A 20515-nucleotide genomic window follows, 5' to 3' on the forward strand; every position below is an offset into this window, starting at 1 on the left:
GTCGAATTTGGAAATCGCTCTTGACACCAAGCGATCGCTGTCGGTGAAATATCAAAAGCAGTTACTTCAAACCCTCGATGAGCTAAAGCTTCGGCATCATCTCCCAAACCACAACCAATGACTAGCGCCTTTTGCCCAGAACCGAACGGTTGATGATTCGTTAACCAATCTTGTAGATAAGGGTGAGAAGTTAACTTTGCCCAAGGAATTTTTGCTGTATCACCTTTAGATTCAGCATATAACACTTCAAACCATGCCGATGGCTCTGATTTGTCTATTGCTTCAGTAGCCAACTGTTTAACATGAAGCTGTAAATTTTGAGGTTGTTGTTCAAACATAAAACTGACCTTTGGCTAAAAACTGGTGCAAACGTTGTGTGGCAATGCTATGTTTGCTACGCCCCCGGTTGGCGATCGCTCCCATTCTTGAGATTCAAGCGAGGAAAAGTCAATAACTCAACTTTCCTCTAAGAAATTTTGTGGTATTAATTTACACAAATTACACTTATCTTCTAAGATGACGAGGGAAGCATTGTTTAATCCCCAGCTTCAAACCCGACGATAAAGCGATCGCTTGCATTGGAAAGTGTGCGATGCCTGCGGCGGGCGTAGACGCCATCGCACTCCTAGCGGCGATCAAGCGAGGAAACGAGGGGAGCGAGCGCCCCAATTCAAGGGAGAAAATCGGTGGTATGCGATGGCGTACCCGCCCGCCGTAGGCATCGCTTGTTTCCTCTAAGAAATTGAAGAGGGCGTAGTTTACCACCGTAGGCATCGCCTCAAAGTAAAAAAATGACCCGCGATTTTTGAGCTTTGTAAAAGTAGTCGCTTGGTTTATTCAAAGAGGAAAAGCGATCGCTCTTTATCCTTGACAGGAATTACGCAAAACTTTTTCGTTTTGCTCCCGAAGTAGGACGTATTGTTGGAGTGGCAGTTAACTCACTTAGAAGATGTTAATAATATAGCTTAATTAACTTGACAAAGCCAAGATTCGCTTTCAATCCGCTCGGCGATTGGATGTTTTGTCGTTGCTCCTGGCTTAGTATCAAGATGCCATCCTTGCCAAATATCTGCCGCAAGTTTAGAAAACTCACCTCGCACTTGAAACCAAGTAGGATTATCTTCTCTACTCCATAAGCTACATAGTAAATCTAACACTTTCTCGGATGTGGAATTATTCATTTTATTCAGTTCACTTTTGTTGGATTCAATTAACTGATATTCTCCTTGAAATACACTGCTAAGTCCTTTTTTGGTACTATAGTTGCCAAGCTTCTTTGAACACATATAAATATTGAATAGTGCATCACATATCCGACGGTTTAAGCCTAAGTATACAGACCCCTTCAATGCTTTTAAAAAATATTCTAAAGCCTCGATAGGATTATTTTGAATCAAAAGCTGATATTCTCCCTGAAGCAAATTAATTTCTGAAAGAACTGCTTGGCGAAAATTCTCACTGTGACCAGTTGTTAAATCATCATTAGCAAATTTCTCGGCAAAATGTAATGCCTGTTTTGACAACTTATCATCTCCAAGTCTTACCCATACTCGTCCTGCCAAAGCTACCCATCGAGCCATACGTTGAGTTAAACCAATACGTAATGCATAGTGGGCTGCTTTCAGAAAATACTCTGCGGCTTTTTCTAGAATATTTCGGTCGTCGCACAAGTAAAGCTCTATTCGCGCGATATTTCCATAAATTTCAGACAAGGCTTTATAAACATCCAAACCAGCATCTTTATAACAAGATCCAGGTTTAATTGCACCTCTAATTTTACTATCCCATTCTTCTAATCCCAGCCACTTACTCCTCTTACTGGATTCAAATAAATTTGACTCATGTCCGCAGGAAAGCTCATATAAATAGATATCTGACTGAATTAGAGCCTGGATAGGAATAACCTCTTCTTTTACTTGCTGGTCTTCCTCAAAGACTTCTTTGATTTCTTGAATAAGTAGTTGTGCATTACTGATATTACCTTGAAAATTTGATTGTCTTAACTCCAATCGTTTCGCAAGTAAATAGCATCGGTAGAAGTTGAGTCGATACGAATAATAAATCTTCTCTTTGGGAATTTTTTTCAATTCATCTCTAGCTGTGTTAGCAATACTCTTAATCTCAGCTGATTGGCACTCTTTATCAAGGAATTGAAAATTCTGAAAAGCCCTCCTTGCTATAGTTACTCGTTTCCTTAAATCAGAGAGAGCTTTAAATGCTGAACTATAGATTTCCAAGTTGAGTTCGTGATTCCACTCCCGATCTGCTAACCATTGTCTTGCAGCACAGACAATCGCTTGCAGCATAGTGATCATTGAATCCCGGTCAACCCAAATTCCTTGATACTGTTGCTTATTTCCTAGAGTTACTGTTGTTTCAACTAAAGAGTCAATACTGCCGTCTAGAGTTTTTGTTAATAGAGTCATATTAGCTATTTCCTCACTAAAGCCCATGTGCAGGCTACAAGCGCCGATAGCATTCTCCATTATTGTGTTGCTAGAGGTATACATCCATTCGAGAAGCTCACTAGAACTGTCATTATGACTAAAACTACAAGTTACTATCGCCATAATCACTGGACTGAGCGAATCGAGCGACTGTGCTTCTAATTGCGTTGTTAAGTATGCACCCGGAGTATTTAGCTCGCGCTCTGCTTGATGAGCAATCTGTACGAACTTATGGTATACATCGCTATATTTTTCGTCCTGATTAATATACTTGGATAAAGTTCGGAATTCCAACTTTTGAACTCTAATACGAAGATTAGCTACATCTCTAGGCATTTTCTCCTTAATGGCAATACTAAGGAAAAGCGCGATCGCCTCTTGCTTGGTGAACTTTATCTTACCTCCAGCTTTTAGTGTTTCCCAGATTCGTCGCAGCTTCTCAATCACCTCCAGTTTCAGTTTTAAACCCAAGGTTGGGTGAGGTTCCCGTAGCTTTTCAATCAAACACCCTAAAGAGTCATTCTCCTGATACTCAGAATCCTCTGAAAAAAACTTGTTACTTGAAATAGCTATCTTGTTACTGGCGATCGCTAAAAACTCTTGAGTTGTAGGACGTAAATCTTCAAAATTCAAAAACTCCAGCAATGCAACTACTTGAGCAACTTGAAAAAACCTTTCTTGGGTCACTCTGATAGTACTGGTGTTCTCTGGCAAAAAGCCAGCAGACTCCAGTAGTTCGTCAGCTCCAATCTCTCCTAGTAACTCTCGCAATTCATCAGGATTAGATTCAATTTTTTCTTCTTCCTCTATTTTTGATTTCCTTTTAGATGCTCTACGTTTGTGAAGACTCTCACACAGTTTGATCAAGCTTTGACGGTCAACCGGCAACCGTTGCTTCTTCTCGTTCTTCTCGTTATTCAAAAATTTAATCACAACTGGTCGGCTAACACCCATCCCTTCCGATAGTTCTACCTGCGTTGCTCCCATTTTGTCTAAGAAGAAGTGGAGCATTTCCCGTAATTCTTCTTGATCTCCAGTGCTTTCTTTATTCATGGCTTTTATTCTACGCATAGCTTTAATGTAAATGATATTTACATTAAATCACCATGCTGTTAGTTTTTTGTATTTTATTATACAAATTCTTGCTAATTTATGACTTTCGGGATAGCAAAAAATGACCATTTTTTTACATATTATTTAGGAAAATATTGAATTCTGTAGCTTATGCTACAACTTTTTTATAATATAAGCCCTTTTATTAGTATATGTATTTGGAATTTACAGTGTATGAATAGTTTATGTCTCCCAAAGCGGTAGAGCGAATCCTCGACTACTGCGAACAAAAGATAGCTAGATTTGAGCAATCTAACAACACTGGACTGATGCAAATCCGGTGCTACCCTAATCAAGGTCAGTACAAAGTTGAGTGCTGGTGTGGAGATTTGCAAAATTTTCTGATTGCGCCAGAAGACCTAGCTGTCTGGAAAACGACTTCGCTGTCTAGACAGAGGGAAACCTTGGAAACTGTGAAACAGGTTATCACAAAGCTCGATAGCGCATTGTTTGAGACTTTTCGTCTACAACAAGGTTATGCGACTATTAGCATCTTGCATCGTGGACAGGACGGTGAATATGGATTCCTGTTTTGCCCATCGGTAATCCACGGAATTAAACCTTGTTAAGTTTAGAGGTGATATCAGCACAGCTACACCTCATGAATTTTTGAAATAAATCTCGTGTGAGAGTGATTCTGAACAACCTAACCTAATAAATTTCTATTAACACATCATCGATGGAAATAACCACGACGGATGCTGCTGAAGCTTCAGCACATCCGTTTTTTGGTTTCTGAGAACCAACAGAACAAATTAATTGCAGGGCAAAAAATGAATTTACTCAACAATCAAAACTTTAAGTATTTAGCTTATTTAGCTTTGCTAACTACCCTTTTAGCTGTACTAGCAAAGTTTGATGGAATTGTTAGTGTACAAGTTACGCCTTTAGGCTTACAAGTCCAAGTTAAAAGTCATTCTGCGGAGTGTCTAATTGACCCACAACTACCAAATATTGAGCTAAAGCTGCTTGACCTGAAATTTGCTTAATACAGTATACAGGATTTCATAAGTTTGTAAAAGTGTTACACATTCGCCTATATAAACGCTACGAACTTATGAAATGCCGTCGGGTAAACTTCCAAACGAAAAGACTTATATAGACAGCATTTCAGCACACTGTTTTTCAGAGAAATAGTCGAATATTGGAGTTGATAGGCATGAAAAAAAATCAGGATAGTCGTCTATTCAAATTGACTGCTAAATTCCTCAAATATTTCTTGCTAGGAATATTTTGGTTTACGATCGTCTACATTCTATCAATGAGTTTTGAAGCTTTGAGCATTGTGGTAGTCCTGCTGCCCTTTGTAGGAAATTTGTTTTGTAAGCTGGGAATTATTCTGTTGTGTTTGATGACAATAACAATTATTTTAGAATCCTTGCGTTAAATATGGCTGCAAAACTGCTGTTTTATCCCCTACCCCCTGTATGTAACTTCAAGTAAAAGATTGCCGAACCTAGAGCCTGACTAGCTTATGGTTGAATGCTCGCAAAGCGATCGCACAAGCGAGAACATGAAAGCTACCAACTGTGTGATCGCTTGTTTCCTCGCTTGATAAAGTCATTTCTTTGCTTTAGCTCTTTTAATAAAATCGATAATTTCCTCAAGTGGCACACCCTCATTCTGCATTGACTGGATCAGTGCGATCGCTCCCAACGGCACACTTCCAATACTCCGCCCCTTCCATTCCCCGTCTATCTTCTCTTCCCAGTTAAACCCCCAGCGCCAATGAGTAGGATTATCGGGCTGTCTGTGGCCGATTACACGGGGGTAAGATGCGATGGTTCCATCCTTCAGCTTTTTATTTTCAAGATATTTATACAAACAACCTTTACGCTGTCTGCTTTTTGGCTTTTTGGTAGAAGCTGCTGCGCGTTCAGTTTCCTCTAAGAAAATCTCTGGTGTTGTTTCACACCCTAACTTTTCCTCTAAGAATTTATCAATTAGGTGTTGGGGTGCGATCGCTAGTTGATCAACTTTTTCCTTGTCTCTTTCCCAGAAGTAGCACTTAATTTCACTGTTCCAATCAACAGTAAAACAAGTCTGCCAAACCTCAGTTATTTTGCCAACGCTTAACGAAGAGTTGCATATATAAAGGTCTAGTTTTAAATCTGACTGTTTAATCTGTAGCAAGTTTAGCGAGGTAACAGACTCGCCTAATTGCGATCGCGGCTTGGAGGGGGCAAACTGATCGGGCGTAGAGGTCGTTACAATCCCGTCGTTTGTTGAGATGGTGGCGTACTCCGGGGTAAATGGGAGCTGCACTGATATTGTTTCTCCAGTATCCATCAAAGGATATTCCGCCCAGCCAACGGGGAAGCCCATCATCCACCCTGGTACAGCTGGGTTTAACTTGTCGCCCTTGATTATATATGGCCTCAATTTCTGCTCCAATCTGGTCGCTCCAGCTGGTCTGCATCCCGTTGAGCCTTTGCAGTATGTTGTTGGTGTAGGCAATGATGAAAAGCCTTTCTCTTCGCTGGGGCGATCCGAGTTCCGCAGCTGATATGATTTGCGGATCATCCCAGACATAGCCAACCATTCTGAGTCCCCCAAGAACTGCTCGTAATCCTTTGTTGACAAGTCCTGTAGGATTTTCAATGATGATGAAGCTGGGGCGACCGTCGGCGATGCACCGCAGGGCTTCAAACCAGAGTTTTGATTCTGGGTGGTCAAGCCCTGTACCGTTCCCTGCGATTGAGGTTCCCGTGCAAGGAAATCCAATTGTGTAGAGGTTAAATTCTCCAGATTTAGGGTAGTAGTTCTTGATATCACTGTGGATGGAGATACTAGGAAATCTGTAGCTGAGGACACGTTGAGCGTCGGGGTTATTTTCGATGAAGAGTTCAGTTTTGATGAGGCAGTCCGATCTTGGGGAGCCAGTTCGTTGCGGGGGTTCCCCCCGTTGAAGAAACTGGCGTGGTTTCCCCCATGAGGAACTGCCGTTGAAGTCAGACACTCTGGCTGCTTCAATTCCAAGTTCAAAGCCTCCGATTCCTGCGAAGAAACTGGCGTGTTTGAGTTGCACGGTGCGATTTCCCTTTCCTCTAAGAATTTCATATCTAATAGCCAAGATTCATCACAATGGACTTTCCGCCCGTTGTTATGCTGAAGTGTGTAAGGTTTTTTACCACCTTCCCTGATTTTTATCAGCGTGGAAATAATGCTTTTATCCTGCCTGGATTGAAAGCGATCGCCCACAACCCATATTTTCTTAGAGGAAATTTCACTCATCTTTTTTACCTACTGAGTAAGCTTTATTCATTGCTTCCCACTGTTCGGGGGTAATGGCCTCTACTTCAGCCTTGCGCTGCTGCACTTCGCGCTCATCATTAGAAGTGCGATTTGATATTGCAAAACTGTGAGACTGAGCGATCGCACCAGTTGCAATATCAAGTTGCTTTTTATACTTCTCAAATTGCTGCTCCGTGGTTTTTTTCCACCCATCACGAGCGATCGCATCTAGTTTCTTGGAGATGTACAAGTCAAATCGCAAATCTAACACCCCGTATTCTTTGAGATGATAGTTGTCAAATTTATTACATCCTTGACAAACGGGGATGCGATCGCGGTTTGGGTCGTAATCAGGAATTACTAGGTTTACTAAGTGCCTTTGAATCTGTCCCGTGTCCTGGCAGCAGAAGCAATGCCAGGATGGTTGCCAAATTTCCTTATCCTCATTCTCGGTTTGCTCGTTGATTGGCAGCCGTTCAAAGGTTGGGAGGTCAGTCATGTTCACCTTCCTTCAACCAGCTAAACTGCTTGGTTTCTTTGCACCACTTTACAAACTCTATTTTTTCCTTATCAGACGCGAATTCTAGGGGGTTGCCCGTCTCCTCGATGATGGCTAGCCAATCATGGGTTCGCGGGTCAGTCTCCCACTTTGAATTTTGCTGCCTGTTACTTTGCCCCTTGGACTTGTACCACTGGGCTGCTAACTCCTCCCAGTTTGCCTCTATCCAGCGCTGGGGGAGAGTAGGGGGATTTGGTAGCTGTGCAGCCTTATTTTCTCCAAATTTTAAAAATTCCTCTCTCTCCCCTTCTGAGAGAGTCTTTTTAAAGTCTGAATAAGTCTTATTAATCTTAGAGCTTTGGGACTCTTCTTCTACAAGGGTTTCAGCCTCCGGTTGTCGCCCTGCGTTTACAACTGTCGCCCCCAGGTTACAAGTGTCGCCGTCAGTTGACAACTGTCGCCCTGCATTTACAACTGTCGCCTCCAGTTTACAACTGTCAACTGACGGCGACAGTTGTGGACGGTTTTCTAAACTGTCACATAGGCAGCCACGCGATCGCAGCTTTAAACTGTATTCAACGTCTTCTTTCTCGATGTATTCTTTTTCTGAGAGTGCATCAATAGCTTTGTAAACTGCTTGCCTTGATATCTGTAGCTCATCAGCTATTCTTGAGGCTCTAATCTTCATTCCATTACTGTAAGGATCAGCACTTCTCAAGTAATAAAGAACGCTTAATTGAGTACGGGTTAGCTCCTTGCAAGCCTTTACCCATTCAGCATTTTGTAGGGGATAAAATTTCCCGCTTATTTTTGTGTTGGAATCTCTTTCAGGTTTCGGTATCATAGAAGTAGGTAAATAAGCAAGCTAATGAGTCCCCAATCACCGCAAATGATTGGGGAACTTGACTCTTAGTATTAAGGCAGCAGAAAACAGAGGGTAATTACCCTTGTGGACAGAAGATTAATTTGCTATATTACAAATATAGTGCAGGCTTTGTATATTTGCAACAAAAATGATAAATCACCAGCAAGTACTAATAGATGCCGTAAACAAGGCTATTAAAGAGGGCATGACTGCCAGACAAATTGCTGCTGCTGCTGGCATTGATAACAGTGTACTTAGCCGCTTTATGAACGGGAAGCAAGATATTAAAGCGGGTGACTACTTTTCAATTCTTAATGTCTTACCTGAAGATTGCCGAGTTCCCGCGTTCGGAAGACTGGGTATTTTTGAAATGAGCCTAGCGCAATTAATTCAGACTGCATCCCCAAAAGAGAAAGCAGAGATGCTGCACGCGATCGCCGCTTGGGTATTACAACCAGGGGCTATGTCAGGTAATCATACGGATACTAGCGACCTGCAAGTAGCAGTATGATGTCCGAAGTATTTATTTTTTTATATACACTTAGGCGCTTATTGTGGTAGATCAAGGTGAGGATAATTTTTTAGAAAAATTAATGGAAAATAGCGATCGCTTGGATGCTGAGGGAAAAGCCAAATTAATTAAGCATCTGCTGGGCGAACCTGGCTTACAAGTAGTAATAGGCTCTAATCAAGTTCATGCTACGAATGTCTACCAAGTTAATTTAAATAGCCTTGACCAGATATCAACGATATTGGATGCGATCGCTAAAAAAATTTCCTCCCAAGACTCATCAGAAGATAAGACAGAGGGAGGGGGTTAATTCTTAGAGGATAGCTAATAACTCTTTTGCTAAATCCGAAGCGGAATTAATACCCTGCAAAGTCTTGCGCTTGCCCTTCAATACAAGCTCAATTCGCTGCTGTTTTTGAATCAATAAGCCATCAATTGCCTTATCAATTTCGCTCAACTGCAACCAAGTTGCAAACACAGCATTTTCTTGCCCCAGCCTGTGACATCTATCCTCGGCCTGCTCACAGTCTCCCGGAGTCCAAGCCCGATCAACCAAAATCACGTTACTAGCAGCTGTTAAGGTTATGCCAACACCACCGGCTCTTATAGTTCCAACGAATACCTTATTTTCACCAGCCTGGAACTGATCTACTAATCCCTGGCGTGTTTCTGGCTTAGTGTCTCCGGTCAAGAGTAACCCGTTAAGTTTAGATGCGATCGCTTTCGCTGATTCTACAAATTCAGTGAAGATTACAACTTGCTGACCTTGTTCTAACATTTCCTCGGCAAGAGTGATCGCGCCATCAACCTTAAACTCACTCCCTACCTTTCGCAGGATATTCAGAGTTACCAGCGCTTCTGCATTTTCATCAACTTCACCCAGTTTTGCACGGCGGCGGTAGTCGTCCACGAGTGAGCGTATCCTTTCCTGATATGATTTGGCTGCACTTGCTTCTAGTACAGCTTTCTTAAATAGTCTGGTTTTAGCTGGTAACTCGGTTAAACACTCAGCTTTTGTCCGGCGTAAAATCACATCCTCAGTTTTTACGGCTAATTCATCTAAGTGAGCAGCACCGCTATTATCCCAAACTGATTTACTACCAACAGACTTGTGTCTAGCATTGCAGTAATAACGCTCGTACTCCCACTTATCAGCTGCCAGTGGGTGATTGACTGCAAAAAGCAACGGGTAGAGGTTGATGGGTCTACCATTTTTGATAGGAGTACCAGTTAATAGCCATGTTGTTAAGCAGTTTTCATGGTGCGCTAGCTCTACCATTTTCTTGGTGCGCTGACTGTTAATGTTCTGGGCATAATGCGCCTCATCACAAATCAGCACATATTTTTGATTATTTAACGGCTTGGGCATCTTAGCCCAGCTAAAACACTCGATTTTTACCTCTGCCCTTTCAGCCTCGCGTACCCAATTATCTAACACAGATACAGGTGCAATCACAAACACCGGACAATCGTGTGTACACTGCATTGCTCTTGCTGCAACCAATGCCTCAAGCGATTTACCTAACCCCATGTGATCTGCAAGAATGCCCCCGGTGTAGATACCACCGCGACGGTGAGCAAGCAACCACTCAACACCTTTTTTCTGGTAATCCCGCAGATACCAGCCATTAGCCAAAGGTGCGTCTAGGTTGGCAGTTCTGACTAAACTTACTATCCCATCAGCTGCTGCCAGCGCTACCGCTTCCAATGCTTGTTCCTCCTCTTGGCGCTGCATTTGAGCAAGTGCGATCGCACCCTCTACCCCTGGTGCAATGTAAAAGCTTTTGTCTGTAAGCTTTTCTACTACTTCCTCAATTTTTCTTAGAGGAAAACTCCAGAATTTATTATCCTTATCAAGTTTTTCAAACTCATACCCAATGATAGTCTTGCAATCACGCTGAAATTTACCGCTTTCATCGTAAGGGGCGTACACAGCAATCCTTTCGCCCTTAATCTCAAGCCTATGCTCTGGAAGTACATCTATACCTTCATCATTTTGAATAAGTACAGGTATTGAATTTTTGGGGTATTGGTGAGCGATCGCATCCCATTCAGGCAACGACAAACCGCCACGCTCAAGCTGTTTGGCATACTTTCTCATCATTTTTAATGCAGCGATCGCGTGAGCCTGTAGCAGTGGCAAATTCAGTTTAACTTGCGTTGCTAACCAATGTCCAAAGCCAGTATCAGCACCATTAAATCCTGCTCCGTCCTGACTAAATGCGCCGTCGCACCTATCAGCCAAGTAAGTGATTGCTTGCTCTAAACGGCGATCGCTAGTTTCTTCTTTCTTCTTGGTGATGATTTCAGGCAGTTCTAATTGTAGTTTGACAATTTCCTCTAATTTCCAAGAGTTAACCGCACCAAGCACAGATTCTAAGTCAACAGTATGTTCGCGTAGCGATCGCACCAGAGGATTTAGACCACTATCGAGCGATGAACCGTTATCCAGTGATCGCGCGAACTTCTCTATTTCCTCTAAGAATATCTCAGGCACTCTTACTGCTTTAGTTGGCAGATGTTGCCACGCTGTTTTTTGTTTTGGTAGATGCTCTGTTTTGGGATGGTAATTAGGCATAGATTTTGGTCGAATACTATCTTGGATAATACCATATATGCACTGTACACAGCATATAGATTAATTAAATAATAAATATAAAAAAATCCCAAAAAAAGGGGAGGACAAAGCCCCCCAAACAACTAGCCAGCGAGAACTAGCCGACCACCCCGCGCCAACCGACGCCGACCCAACCACACCCGCACAACCACCGCAGGAGAGAGGCAAGGAACCGAAACCCGCCACCGCCGCCCTGTAAACCGAACAACACAGAACGAACCAGAACCAAAGAACCGCCCAGCAGCAACACCCGCAAAACGCACCGCCGCCGCCTCAGACGCGAACGAACAAACACACACCCAACTAGAAAACGCACGAGCAGAAGGCCGCACCACCGCAAGCCCCAAACCAGGGAACAAACGCGCCAACTCAAGAACTGAAGCCGCCAACGGAGCGGGACAACCAACGAACGACCGACGAGCAACTAGAGCAGACATGGCCAACCTCAACGCGAAACGACGACAGGGCAAACCCCCGGCTATTTCTTTCTTGCGTAGCGTGTCAAGGGTGGCGATGGGGTCTGGGGTTTCCCCAGATATAAAAACTGCGAAGCAACAATATTTCGCCACTTGCGAAGCCCTTGATACGCGTAGCCATCCTAAAACAGCCGGGGTAGCCCTGCGGCAATGAGCGCTCCCCTTGGGGCGGGGGGGGAATCGACCGGAGGGAGTCAAGAAAAGAAACGGCTTTGCAACAGCTTCTTATTTCGCGTATGCGATCATGATCAGCGATGCCTACGGCGGTAAACTACGCTACGGAAAGGTAAACTACGCCAACAGAGAACCGGCCAAAAATGCAACTTTCCCTCAGCCAGCCCTTGCAACCAGACACAGCAAGAAAAAGAAACTGCTGCGGCAACGCGGCGGTTACTCGTGCTGGCCTGGTTACAAGCCTAGTTACATTTTTGGCCGGAAGAAACACATAAGAAAATTGGCTGCATTTATGCCTGTCGCAGACATGGACTACAAATATCGGCTAACTTTCTCAGGTAATGGCTCGACTTCTTTATCTGAGACTGGTTTAAAAGTAATCAGGCGTTCATAGACATTTTCACCTGCATCATCTTTACCAGTGCAGCGCGAGAACCAAACAGCAGCGCCAAACTTATTAGAGGGCGATCGCCTAATAAACTGATATCCTTTCCAAGTCAGTATAGCGGCTCCATATTGATCGCTACGCTCAACAGTTGCATTAATGCTGGCCCAGTCAAAACGCTTAAATTCCTCAATGTTTCGCTGATAGTTTGGCGCAGTATTAGGAGTCAGTTTGTTTAAACAATCAGCTATTTGCTCAAGTGCCAGCATTTGGCGGTTTTGAATTTCAAGCCAAAGATCAGTTTGTTCTGGTGTCATGGTAGATTCTTCTTGATGAGTGGTGTTAAAATAAAGTTGTCTTGCAGGATGTGCATGAGTTTTTTTGGATGTGCATGAGTTCTTTGGTCGGATACCTGTGCTTTTCCACCTATGCTTTTCCTGGGATACCCTCTCTTATGGCTGTGGGCTGGCGGCCAGAAATGTTTTACAAGGGTTTTACCAGTCCGATAACTCTGGTTCAGGGTCATATTGCCATGAGCATTTATCCTGTTCCTTCATAGCAGCTTCCTTACGCTCCATCCAGCAGTATTCGTACTGTTGTAAAGTCTGTGCGCCTAAATATTTCCACACTGCGAAGATATGTTTATCAGGTATCTGCCCTTTTACAGTGTCATGCAGCATTAAATGTTTAGTTGCAACTGCATCCTGTGCAAAAGCTTTTTCAATACCACTGTAGGCATGACAAGTACAAGTTACTTCATATCGGTGAAGTTTAAGTTCGTAAAAATCACCAGTGTTACCCATTGCGACTAATTCATCCCAATTATCCCCAGGCTGCAATTTGTAGGGGTCAGCCTTTGACCAGCAGCGTTCTATTAACACGCTTACAAAGTCAGCTTTAGAAATGAAACGAGATATGCCACGAATTTTAATCAGCTGTCCACGCTTGCTGATCTTATTAGAAATATGCAAATAAACTTGATTTTTATAAACGTCAATTGTTGCATGGTCAATTCCAGCTTTAATTTCTTCTGCTGACCATCCCCATTTTGTAAGTAATACTTTGGTATTTTCTAAACTGTAAATGTGTCGAAGTGCATAATCTTCGCCATTGTTCTCATGCAATAAAGATTGATGAAAAGGAGAATAATTGTAGTTGGCGCGGGTGTGTGCGATCGCAGAGAATCTAGTCATGGTTGGATTTTCCAGATTTAGTATTAGTTGGCGTTGATTTATTTCGGAATAGTTGTCTTTTTCTATCCATTCAAAAGCTAGGGAAAGCTCTTTGATTATTGCTGCCCAGAGTTTAGGCGGCTTGATATTAAGTGCTGACTGAGTGATAGCGTGGGTATTGATTGCGATCGCACATTGCATCATGGCGGTGTAGCAATCAAAAGCCAGATGGTTACATTCTTCTTTAATGCGATTTTTGGTACGAACATTTGAAGAATTCCACCAAATTGACCACCAAGTTTTATGATATTTTTCTGACAGTTGGATAGCAGTTTCTAAAGGTGCGATCGCACTATCCGGTAGTAGGGAGAAGTATTTTTCCCTGATTACAGCTAAGGCGCAGTGGGTCGAGTGCATTTTCTTAGAGGATGAAGCGATCGCTAGTTTTGATTACTTATGCAATTTCCCGAAGTTTTGTGCCGTCTGCGAACTCTATAAAATATACTTTCATTTTTGGCTTGCAGACTTTCACTTTTAGCAACTCTGCAAAATACTCATTAGCCTTTTGCTCGGTAAATGTAGGATCGTTTAATCCCGACTTCATCGGGATGCCACCATTTTTATATACGCGCCAGTATATCTCCTTGGTGTGATAACAGGTAGCAGGTCTAATTTCGTAGCGCTCAGTCCAGTAATTTAAGTCAATGTGTGAGACGTTGATCGCGGTAATATCAAACTCTTCAAGCTTGCAACTCAAGCTAGATTCAAAACATTTATTTTTAGCGAATTCTGCCGCTTTACGTGCGCGGTTAGCAGCATCTTTAGATGCTCCATAAATCCCGCGTTTCAAGATTTCCCCGTTATTTCTGACTACCGCTAGTTTGATTTTTACCATTTTATTGTCATTGCCCTGTGATTGTGATTGTGATTTTCTTAGAGGATGAAGAGAAGCGATCGCAACCACAAGCGATCGCTTAATCATTAGCCGTAATATTTAGTCTTGTTCTGATTTACCATCCCACTCCCAGACGTTAACCATTACCCCGTAATCCTCACCATTACTTGCTCTTGGGTATCCATCCTTCCATCTCCAAAACCAAATTAGAATCTTTTCGCCAGTTGGAATTAATAACTTTGTATCAGTTGTAATTGTGCCTGGGCCACCAGAACAACTTACAACTTTGTCGTCTCTGAAGGCAGAGTATTTAAAGATTATGCTGCCAGAAATTAATTTTCTGTGCCGCATTCCGCCAATAATGCCAATTTTTCCTGCCTCTAAAGTATTCCAGGGTTGAGTTAGTCTGATCGCGTCTCCCGCTTGTACGCCTTCTCTATTTTGGAAGTAAACATTTAGTCTTTTTTCTGCTTCTGTCATGGTCGGATACCTTAGTTTTTCTTTTCTTGATGAAGAGGTGCGATCGCTTATGAATTAAAACCTACGCGCGTTAAACTAATTCCAGGTACTAAGTAACTTCCACCCTGGTAGTTCTTTTTCGATAATCTGCCGAAACTCGCAATTAGTTATTCTTTTGCTGAGTTCAATTTCGATTATCCTTACTCTGCCTTCTGTGTCGGTTAGATCAGCTTTAAATTTTATTGTCATTGCCCTATGGTTGTGATTTTCTTTTCTTGATGAAGAGAGAGCGATCGCATGAGGAGCGATCGCTTAGACTTAATTAGCTATTGAATCTGCTCTCAAAATTGGAGCCATTGAAAACTGCCCTTGCGGATAACAATATTCTTTACTACCGTCTAGATAAACCTTTCTCTTTGTAATTTCGTTGTGGTTTTTTGTGGTGATGAATGATTTTGTCCTCCCGATTATTTCGTATTTGAATACGCACTCATGATCACAGATTGATCTACATTGGTAAGTTTTGCCTACGATAAATTTAGTCATGCTCGGATACCTTGTAATTTTCTTAGAGGATGAAGGGAGAGCGATCGCCCGTAAGAAGCGATCGCAGAGATTAACTAATTAAAAAGGAACAACAAATCTTTTGAAGTAAACATCTAAATCTGAGGGATTTAAACAAACTTCGTTGCCTTTAGAATCTGCACAAATAATTCGTAAATATTGCTTTCCATCAATTTGTTCACATTTTCCGCCAACAATCTCCACGTAATCATTAATGCTGGGGATGAAAATTGATGCTGTGCAAGTTTTATCAGATGTCATGGCTTCGCCTTTGTCCTTGGTCGGGTACCCTTAAATTATATCATTTATAGGGCGTGTACGCGCTAATATAGGCTAGTCTTCACAGAATCTTTAATAATATAGCGTGTACACGAACTAGAATAAAAATGCAGATTATGGCTAAAAATATGGGTGGTAGAGGCAGGCCGGGGGGAAACCCTGATTTCGGGACAAAATATAAGTTTGACTATGGGAATGAAGAGAAGAAAACCGAGGCGCTGACAATTCGAGTGACCCCGCGTTTCTTAGAGGAAATAAAAAAAGCTGGGGGCGATCGCTATCGGGATTTTTGTAGAGATGCGATCGTTGAGAAGCTGGGGCGGGAAGTGGCCGCCCTGCAAACTAAAATAGCGGCAACTGGACTGGAGACTGAGACGGGGCGAGAACCTGGGGACAACCAAACCACCCAGGCAACCCAGGAACAGGCGATAGACCCCACGCCACAGGAACAGGCAACGACCCCAAAAAGACGACGCAAGGCAACGAGCAGCCAAGGGCAAAAGCCAACGAAGCCCAAGAGCCAGAGCCGGAGCCGGAAAAGCAGCGCGACTGAGAAACCGCAGGAACAAGGCCAACTGGACACGGGGAACTAGGGAACGAAACCCATAAACCGCCGCCATTGACCACGGCACGAACACACGCCACAGACCGCGCCGCAAACGCCCCACGACCGCGCCCCCACTGACCAGACGCAACACTGAAAACCTCAGCTGTAGGAAAGGCCAACCGGAAAAACGCATCGACACCCGCAGCGCAACCGACAAGAACACGGGAGCCAGGGGGAACAGCAGCAGCAGCGCTAGATAACGGGGCTGGAGATTGACCCCACTTACGGGAGCCGGAGAAACCAAAGCAGGTGTAGTAGTTGAAAGTGGTGGAAAGCATAGTATAAAATAATACCTTTATTGTTTTTAAAAACTGGGTTTCTTTTTGCACTGCGACTGCGATCAGCGAAGTGGGGCAAGACGCGCAGCGCAAGACCCACGAGCAGTGAGGATCACGAAGTGAGGATCTTTCTGATGCTTAAACTCCAGCGCTCAGATTTAAGCTTTTTTATCCCGTGAGATATTTTGCTGTTAAATTCTATAACCTCCCCATTGCTGAGAATTTCGATATTTCCATCATAAAAAAACTCAACATTTCCACCTAACAAACTATCCTCGCTGATATTAATTAAAATAACTTTGCTATCAAAAATATCCCGATCTACGTGATTTTTAAGCTCACAACCTGCTTGATATTTATATAATAAAATGCTATTCCAATCATTTCCACCCCATAAATAATCACATTTTTGTTTTAATCCATTATCAATTTTAATACCTTCAAAAATCGAGCTTTTTAAACCTAGCTCGACTCCTAAACCAAACCATAAACATTTTCTACCGCTAACATTTGGTTTTTTATTCCATCTTTCAGCTTCTAATAAATATTCTTGAGATTTAACAAAATCCCAAACTTTATTTTTATCAACAAAACCAATTCTATTTAACATAAAGCTTTCGCCCTGCAAAAATCTGATAATAGCTAACTATAGCACGTACACGCGCTATAGAACATGTTTTTTTCGGGTGCGAGCGTGAGCGAGCAGTGAAGAAAGAATGCAGAAACTGGTTATCTTTGAGCATCTTTCTTGATTGCAGAGATACCTTTACCTCTCCTTTTTTCTCTTCTTTCTTCCTCCTGCAATTTGTTTTTTATCTCTTAGTAAAAAACAATTTGCTATTCTTTTTTTAGAACCCCAAAAAGAGTTATTCCATGCCCGTCTTCGGGCATGGTAAGATAGCTCTTTGGTTCTAAAAAAAGACTCCTTCGGTGTGGTACTCCACACTGAAGGGAATAGAAACTGCGAAGCAACAGCAATCTTTTCGATACCAATGGAACACAAACTGCCAACACCGAAACGCAGTGAGCCGAACGTGGAGGGGATCGAGGGGAGTGGAGGTGCTGGAAGCTATAGGGTCGTGAGCGGAGTTGATAAACTTGGCCGCTAGTGCTTCCAGCGCTGGAACGGACAGCGATCGCTGGAACAATATTAATTAATTTCTTTACCTACTACGCTGCTGCTTGCGATAATCCCAAGTCTTGGAGCATTTTTTATAACGATAATTGATCGCACGTTTGAGTATTTTTGCCCATCATAACTACTCCAAGTTTAGTCATTACAACAGCACAATATTGTTTTGTCCCAATGCTTAAATTTATTCTATAAGGAGTATTACCCTTTACAGCACCCTGATAATCAAATTGCAATTGAGGAGATGGGTAGGTTATCAAAACGTTATCCACAGAAGAAGTAGGAATTTCCTGTAGAAGTTTTAATCTTTTAGCGGTTGATTGAGCCGTTTTTATATCCTGAGCAACTCTATCAGCCGCTTTGTTTAGTTTTTGATTATTGACAAATCCCAACCAGCTAGGAACTGCGATCGCAGATAAAATACCAATCATCAAAATAACTACAAGCAATTCAATTAAGGTAAATCCCTGATTATTTTTCATATTAATTACCACGAAGTCTTTTTCTATAATCCCAAGGTTTCTCAAAGTTACCCGACCATACACCCAAGTGTCCAGAAAGGGCTTTCGCCTCCGCATTCCCAAAAGCAATTTTATTCGGGCATGAACCCACATATTGAGTGTAGATATATGCGTTTCCGCTTGATAGTTGCTCAGAGTTCAAGTTTTTTTCAACTCCATTCTTAGAGGAAAAAACCTCAGCTACAGTGCGGCCATAGCGATCGCTTTCAATCTCTGTCACCATCACAGTTTTATCAATCTCATCAACTAATCGCTGCAAATTAGCTTTTGATTCTTTCCCTAAAGGCTGTGATTTTTCTGGGGCATCAATCCCACATAGTCTTAACTTTTTTTCTTGCCCGTCCATTTGGCGAACTGTGATCGTATCTCCATCTGACACTCGAATTACTTGCCATTCTTCAGAGTTTGCCATCGGTGGATTAGCTGTGTGTAATCGGTTACACCCAGATGTAGCGATCGCACATAGCAAAATCGAAATATAAATTTTTGTTGTGTGAAGTTGACCAATTTTCATACTTAGAATCAACACTTAACAAAGTAATAATTACTACTCTAAGATGAGTGCAGCATACTAAATTGTCAATGGTGTTACGACGATATGAAAATTAAAAGTATTTTGGCTTTTTTGGTTGGTGTGGGTGCGATCGCATCTAATATAGGTTCTGCTGCTGCGATTCCTTATCAATCTGCCACTGTATATAAGGCTATGGATAACGGTAGTACAGTAGTTGTATTTTCGGCAACACCTGCTAGTAGAATTCAAGTAAGTCTTGGAAGCGCAGATAGACCTACCGCTAGGCTTGCTGGTAGCTGTGGTGAAGTTAGAATTTCATCTCCCTCAACAGGAAGTTTTGCAGGATTAAAAATTGATGGTGTTGCAGTAGATGCATCTACTCTTCCAGTTCAATCTCTTCCTAGTTGTGTAAGTGGGGCTTTTATGGAGCCTCGCGCTGCTAATTTTAAGACAGCTGGCAATCAAGTTGTAATTGTTGGGAAAACAGTTAATGCTGCTGTATCCGTTAGTTTGCCTCAACCAACAACCCGGACTGTAACTGTAAACGCTTGTGGTTTTGGTGTACTACGCCCAACTACTGGACTATCCTTGCCTACATCATTCATGGTAGACGCGACTAGCTACACTCTTGCAACCTTACCAAATGCTGTAACTGCTCCTTATTGCCGCACGATTGACGGCACTCCTTACGGTTATGTCCCTGCATCTTGGTAATTGATTACAGCGATCGCTGCCTTTTCCTCTAAGAATAAGCGATCGCTTTCTTAAAAAGTTGAGCGCACGAAGAGAAGTGCGGTCTTGGGCTTTGCCCAAGTGGAGCAACTTCGGGAAACCGTGACGCACTCACTTTTCGCTTAAAACTATGAATAAGCTCCTAACTACACTAACCGTACTTATTTTCTTGCAATTGCCTGTAACTGCACAACAAGCCGCAGCATTTAAAGATAAAAATAGCTCGTTATTTTTATATGCATTACCACCAAATCAACCTGTAGAAATCGAAGTTGCAAAGTCGTTAGAAAGAGCTATTCAGGCTAGTTCATGTGGCTTAATTGTGGTTAGGTCTGATGAAACCTTTACCATAGAGAATCAAACGGTCACGCCAACTTCTAAATTTAATATTCGTGAATTGCCTAAAACTTGTGTAGAACTGGCGGGATATCCTCAAATCTTTGAGACTCCCACAGGTGCGATTGCTATCACTGGTAAAACTCCAAATGCAGCGTACACAATATCTTACCCAAATCATAAAGCAAAAAAGCAACTGACTGCTAATGCTTGTGGATTTGTACAAATTCGCAACTTTTTAGCATCAACTCTTAATCTGCCTACTATTACAGCAAGCAGAGCAGATTTTGCGTTTTCTGCTCTTCCAGTTAAAGATCCTTTATTGTGTTTGAAAAGCGTTTTATATTTTCCTCTAGGGTTTAATCCCAGAGATGCGATCGCTAATGCAATTACTCAAACTGTTACCCCGCCCGTAACCACTACAACAACTACTACTACAACTTCACTTACCGCCCAGCCTGTAGTAGCAAAGAATGGGAATTACTTGATAGTTTCGAGTATTCCGCCAGGAACTTATACAGTTACGAATGCTGTTAACCCCTTGCAGAAAAAGACTTATACAGTTACTTCTAAAGCTTGTTTGATTAGCGATCGCACTCAAATTGGAAGCCCATCAGCTTTTTTAATTAGCCGCCAAGGATTAACTTTTCCAATCGTTTGGGCTGCTTTACAACAAACTTCAACTATACCAACTTGTAATTAGAT

The 20515-nt window shown here is 42.4% G+C and carries 26 protein-coding genes; 8 read left to right on the top strand and 18 right to left on the bottom strand.

Annotation, left to right across the window (positions count from 1 at the left end):
- The 3 genes from ACEW80_RS14990 to ACEW80_RS15000 all read right to left on the bottom strand — a co-directional run.
- Positions 1-338, bottom strand: a 338-nt coding sequence (locus ACEW80_RS14990) for a class I SAM-dependent methyltransferase (RefSeq protein ID WP_373527356.1), incomplete at its 3' end; no start/stop codon positions are given.
- 166 nt (positions 339-504) lie between these two features.
- Positions 505-774 (bottom strand): hypothetical protein, encoded by a 270-nt coding sequence (locus ACEW80_RS14995; protein ID WP_196528078.1) that lies wholly within the window; start codon positions 772-774, stop codon positions 505-507.
- A 191-nt stretch (positions 775-965) separates the two neighbouring features.
- On the bottom strand, positions 966-3500 hold the full coding sequence (locus tag ACEW80_RS15000; protein ID WP_373527357.1) for a hypothetical protein: 2535 nt from the start codon (positions 3498-3500) through the stop codon (positions 966-968).
- Positions 3501-3745: 245 nt separating this feature from the next.
- Here ACEW80_RS15000 and ACEW80_RS15005 point away from each other — a divergent pair, with 245 nt between their 5' ends.
- The 3 genes from ACEW80_RS15005 (at position 3746) to ACEW80_RS15015 (ending at position 4947) form a co-directional block, all read left to right on the top strand.
- A complete protein-coding gene (locus ACEW80_RS15005; protein ID WP_373527358.1) occupies positions 3746-4129 on the top strand; it encodes a hypothetical protein in 384 nt (127 codons plus the stop codon).
- A gap of 129 nt (positions 4130-4258) precedes the next feature.
- Positions 4259-4549, top strand: a complete 291-nt coding sequence (locus ACEW80_RS15010) for a hypothetical protein (protein WP_373527359.1) — start codon at positions 4259-4261, stop codon at positions 4547-4549.
- A gap of 170 nt (positions 4550-4719) precedes the next feature.
- Positions 4720-4947 carry a hypothetical protein gene (locus ACEW80_RS15015; protein WP_196528084.1) on the top strand — a complete coding sequence of 76 codons (228 nt, stop codon included), beginning with the start codon at positions 4720-4722 and terminating at the stop codon, positions 4945-4947.
- Between the two features lie 173 nt (positions 4948-5120).
- On the opposite strand, the gene ACEW80_RS15020 is transcribed toward ACEW80_RS15015, so the two are convergent.
- The 4 genes from ACEW80_RS15020 to ACEW80_RS15035 all read right to left on the bottom strand — a co-directional run bounded on the left by ACEW80_RS15020 (position 5121) and on the right by ACEW80_RS15035 (position 8137).
- Positions 5121-5693, bottom strand: a complete 573-nt coding sequence (locus ACEW80_RS15020) for a hypothetical protein (protein WP_373527360.1) — start codon at positions 5691-5693, stop codon at positions 5121-5123.
- Positions 5680-6588: a DNA cytosine methyltransferase gene (locus tag ACEW80_RS15025; protein WP_373527361.1), complete on the bottom strand. Its 909-nt coding sequence runs from the start codon at positions 6586-6588 to the stop codon at positions 5680-5682. The genes ACEW80_RS15020 and ACEW80_RS15025 overlap by 14 nt, the downstream gene beginning before the upstream one ends.
- Positions 6589-6786: 198 nt before the next feature.
- On the bottom strand, positions 6787-7293 hold the full coding sequence (locus ACEW80_RS15030; protein ID WP_373527362.1) for a hypothetical protein: 507 nt from the start codon (positions 7291-7293) through the stop codon (positions 6787-6789).
- Positions 7286-8137 carry a MarR family transcriptional regulator gene (locus tag ACEW80_RS15035; protein WP_373527363.1) on the bottom strand — a complete coding sequence of 284 codons (852 nt, stop codon included), beginning with the start codon at positions 8135-8137 and terminating at the stop codon, positions 7286-7288. The genes ACEW80_RS15030 and ACEW80_RS15035 overlap by 8 nt, the downstream gene beginning before the upstream one ends.
- 169 nt (positions 8138-8306) lie before the next feature.
- Here ACEW80_RS15035 and ACEW80_RS15040 point away from each other — a divergent pair, with 169 nt between their 5' ends.
- Complete coding sequence (locus ACEW80_RS15040) at positions 8307-8669, top strand: helix-turn-helix domain-containing protein (RefSeq protein WP_373527364.1); 363 nt, start codon at positions 8307-8309, stop codon at positions 8667-8669.
- 43 nt (positions 8670-8712) lie between these two features.
- Entirely contained in the window at positions 8713-8979 is a 267-nt protein-coding gene (locus tag ACEW80_RS15045; RefSeq protein ID WP_373527365.1) for a hypothetical protein, read from the top strand.
- A gap of 3 nt (positions 8980-8982) precedes the next feature.
- Here ACEW80_RS15045 and ACEW80_RS15050 read toward each other — a convergent pair whose 3' ends face one another.
- Both ACEW80_RS15050 and ACEW80_RS15055 read right to left on the bottom strand, forming a co-directional pair.
- Positions 8983-11247, bottom strand: a complete 2265-nt coding sequence (locus tag ACEW80_RS15050) for a DEAD/DEAH box helicase (protein ID WP_373527366.1) — start codon at positions 11245-11247, stop codon at positions 8983-8985.
- A gap of 122 nt (positions 11248-11369) precedes the next feature.
- Positions 11370-11723 (bottom strand): hypothetical protein, encoded by a 354-nt coding sequence (locus ACEW80_RS15055; RefSeq protein ID WP_373527367.1) that lies wholly within the window; start codon positions 11721-11723, stop codon positions 11370-11372.
- Here ACEW80_RS15055 and ACEW80_RS15060 point away from each other — a divergent pair.
- Positions 11722-11916, top strand: coding sequence for a hypothetical protein (locus tag ACEW80_RS15060; RefSeq protein ID WP_373527368.1), 195 nt, complete (start codon positions 11722-11724; stop codon positions 11914-11916). The two genes, ACEW80_RS15055 and ACEW80_RS15060, sit on opposite strands and share 2 nt — an antisense overlap.
- Before the next feature lie 332 nt (positions 11917-12248).
- On the opposite strand, the gene ACEW80_RS15065 is transcribed toward ACEW80_RS15060, so the two are convergent.
- The 9 genes from ACEW80_RS15065 to ACEW80_RS15105 form a co-directional block, all read right to left on the bottom strand.
- Complete coding sequence (locus ACEW80_RS15065; RefSeq protein ID WP_373527369.1) at positions 12249-12638, bottom strand: single-stranded DNA-binding protein; 390 nt, start codon at positions 12636-12638, stop codon at positions 12249-12251.
- 177 nt (positions 12639-12815) lie between these two features.
- Complete coding sequence (locus ACEW80_RS15070; protein WP_373527370.1) at positions 12816-13910, bottom strand: hypothetical protein; 1095 nt, start codon at positions 13908-13910, stop codon at positions 12816-12818.
- Positions 13911-13947: 37 nt separating this feature from the next.
- Positions 13948-14457: a hypothetical protein gene (locus ACEW80_RS15075; RefSeq protein WP_373527371.1), complete on the bottom strand. Its 510-nt coding sequence runs from the start codon at positions 14455-14457 to the stop codon at positions 13948-13950.
- Between the two features lie 30 nt (positions 14458-14487).
- Positions 14488-14868, bottom strand: coding sequence for a hypothetical protein (locus tag ACEW80_RS15080; RefSeq protein ID WP_373527372.1), 381 nt, complete (start codon positions 14866-14868; stop codon positions 14488-14490).
- 603 nt (positions 14869-15471) lie between these two features.
- Positions 15472-15672, bottom strand: coding sequence for a hypothetical protein (locus ACEW80_RS15085; protein ID WP_373527373.1), 201 nt, complete (start codon positions 15670-15672; stop codon positions 15472-15474).
- A gap of 360 nt (positions 15673-16032) precedes the next feature.
- Entirely contained in the window at positions 16033-16575 is a 543-nt protein-coding gene (locus ACEW80_RS15090) for a hypothetical protein (RefSeq protein WP_373527374.1), read from the bottom strand.
- A 112-nt stretch (positions 16576-16687) separates the two neighbouring features.
- Complete coding sequence (locus ACEW80_RS15095) at positions 16688-17185, bottom strand: hypothetical protein (RefSeq protein WP_373527375.1); 498 nt, start codon at positions 17183-17185, stop codon at positions 16688-16690.
- A 602-nt stretch (positions 17186-17787) separates the two neighbouring features.
- On the bottom strand, positions 17788-18189 hold the full coding sequence (locus ACEW80_RS15100; protein WP_373527376.1) for a Tfp pilus assembly protein FimT/FimU: 402 nt from the start codon (positions 18187-18189) through the stop codon (positions 17788-17790).
- A 1-nt stretch (position 18190) separates the two neighbouring features.
- Positions 18191-18742, bottom strand: coding sequence for a thermonuclease family protein (locus ACEW80_RS15105; protein WP_373527377.1), 552 nt, complete (start codon positions 18740-18742; stop codon positions 18191-18193).
- An 84-nt stretch (positions 18743-18826) separates the two neighbouring features.
- Between ACEW80_RS15105 and ACEW80_RS15110 the strand changes: the two genes are divergently transcribed.
- Both ACEW80_RS15110 and ACEW80_RS15115 read left to right on the top strand, forming a co-directional pair.
- Entirely contained in the window at positions 18827-19456 is a 630-nt protein-coding gene (locus tag ACEW80_RS15110) for a hypothetical protein (protein ID WP_373527378.1), read from the top strand.
- Between the two features lie 148 nt (positions 19457-19604).
- Complete coding sequence (locus tag ACEW80_RS15115; RefSeq protein ID WP_373527379.1) at positions 19605-20513, top strand: hypothetical protein; 909 nt, start codon at positions 19605-19607, stop codon at positions 20511-20513.
- Positions 20514-20515: the final 2 nt, after the last annotated feature.

This window comes from Nostoc sp., from assembly GCF_041747015.1.
In the GTDB taxonomy this organism is placed as follows: Bacteria; Cyanobacteriota; Cyanobacteriia; order Cyanobacteriales; family Nostocaceae; genus Nostoc.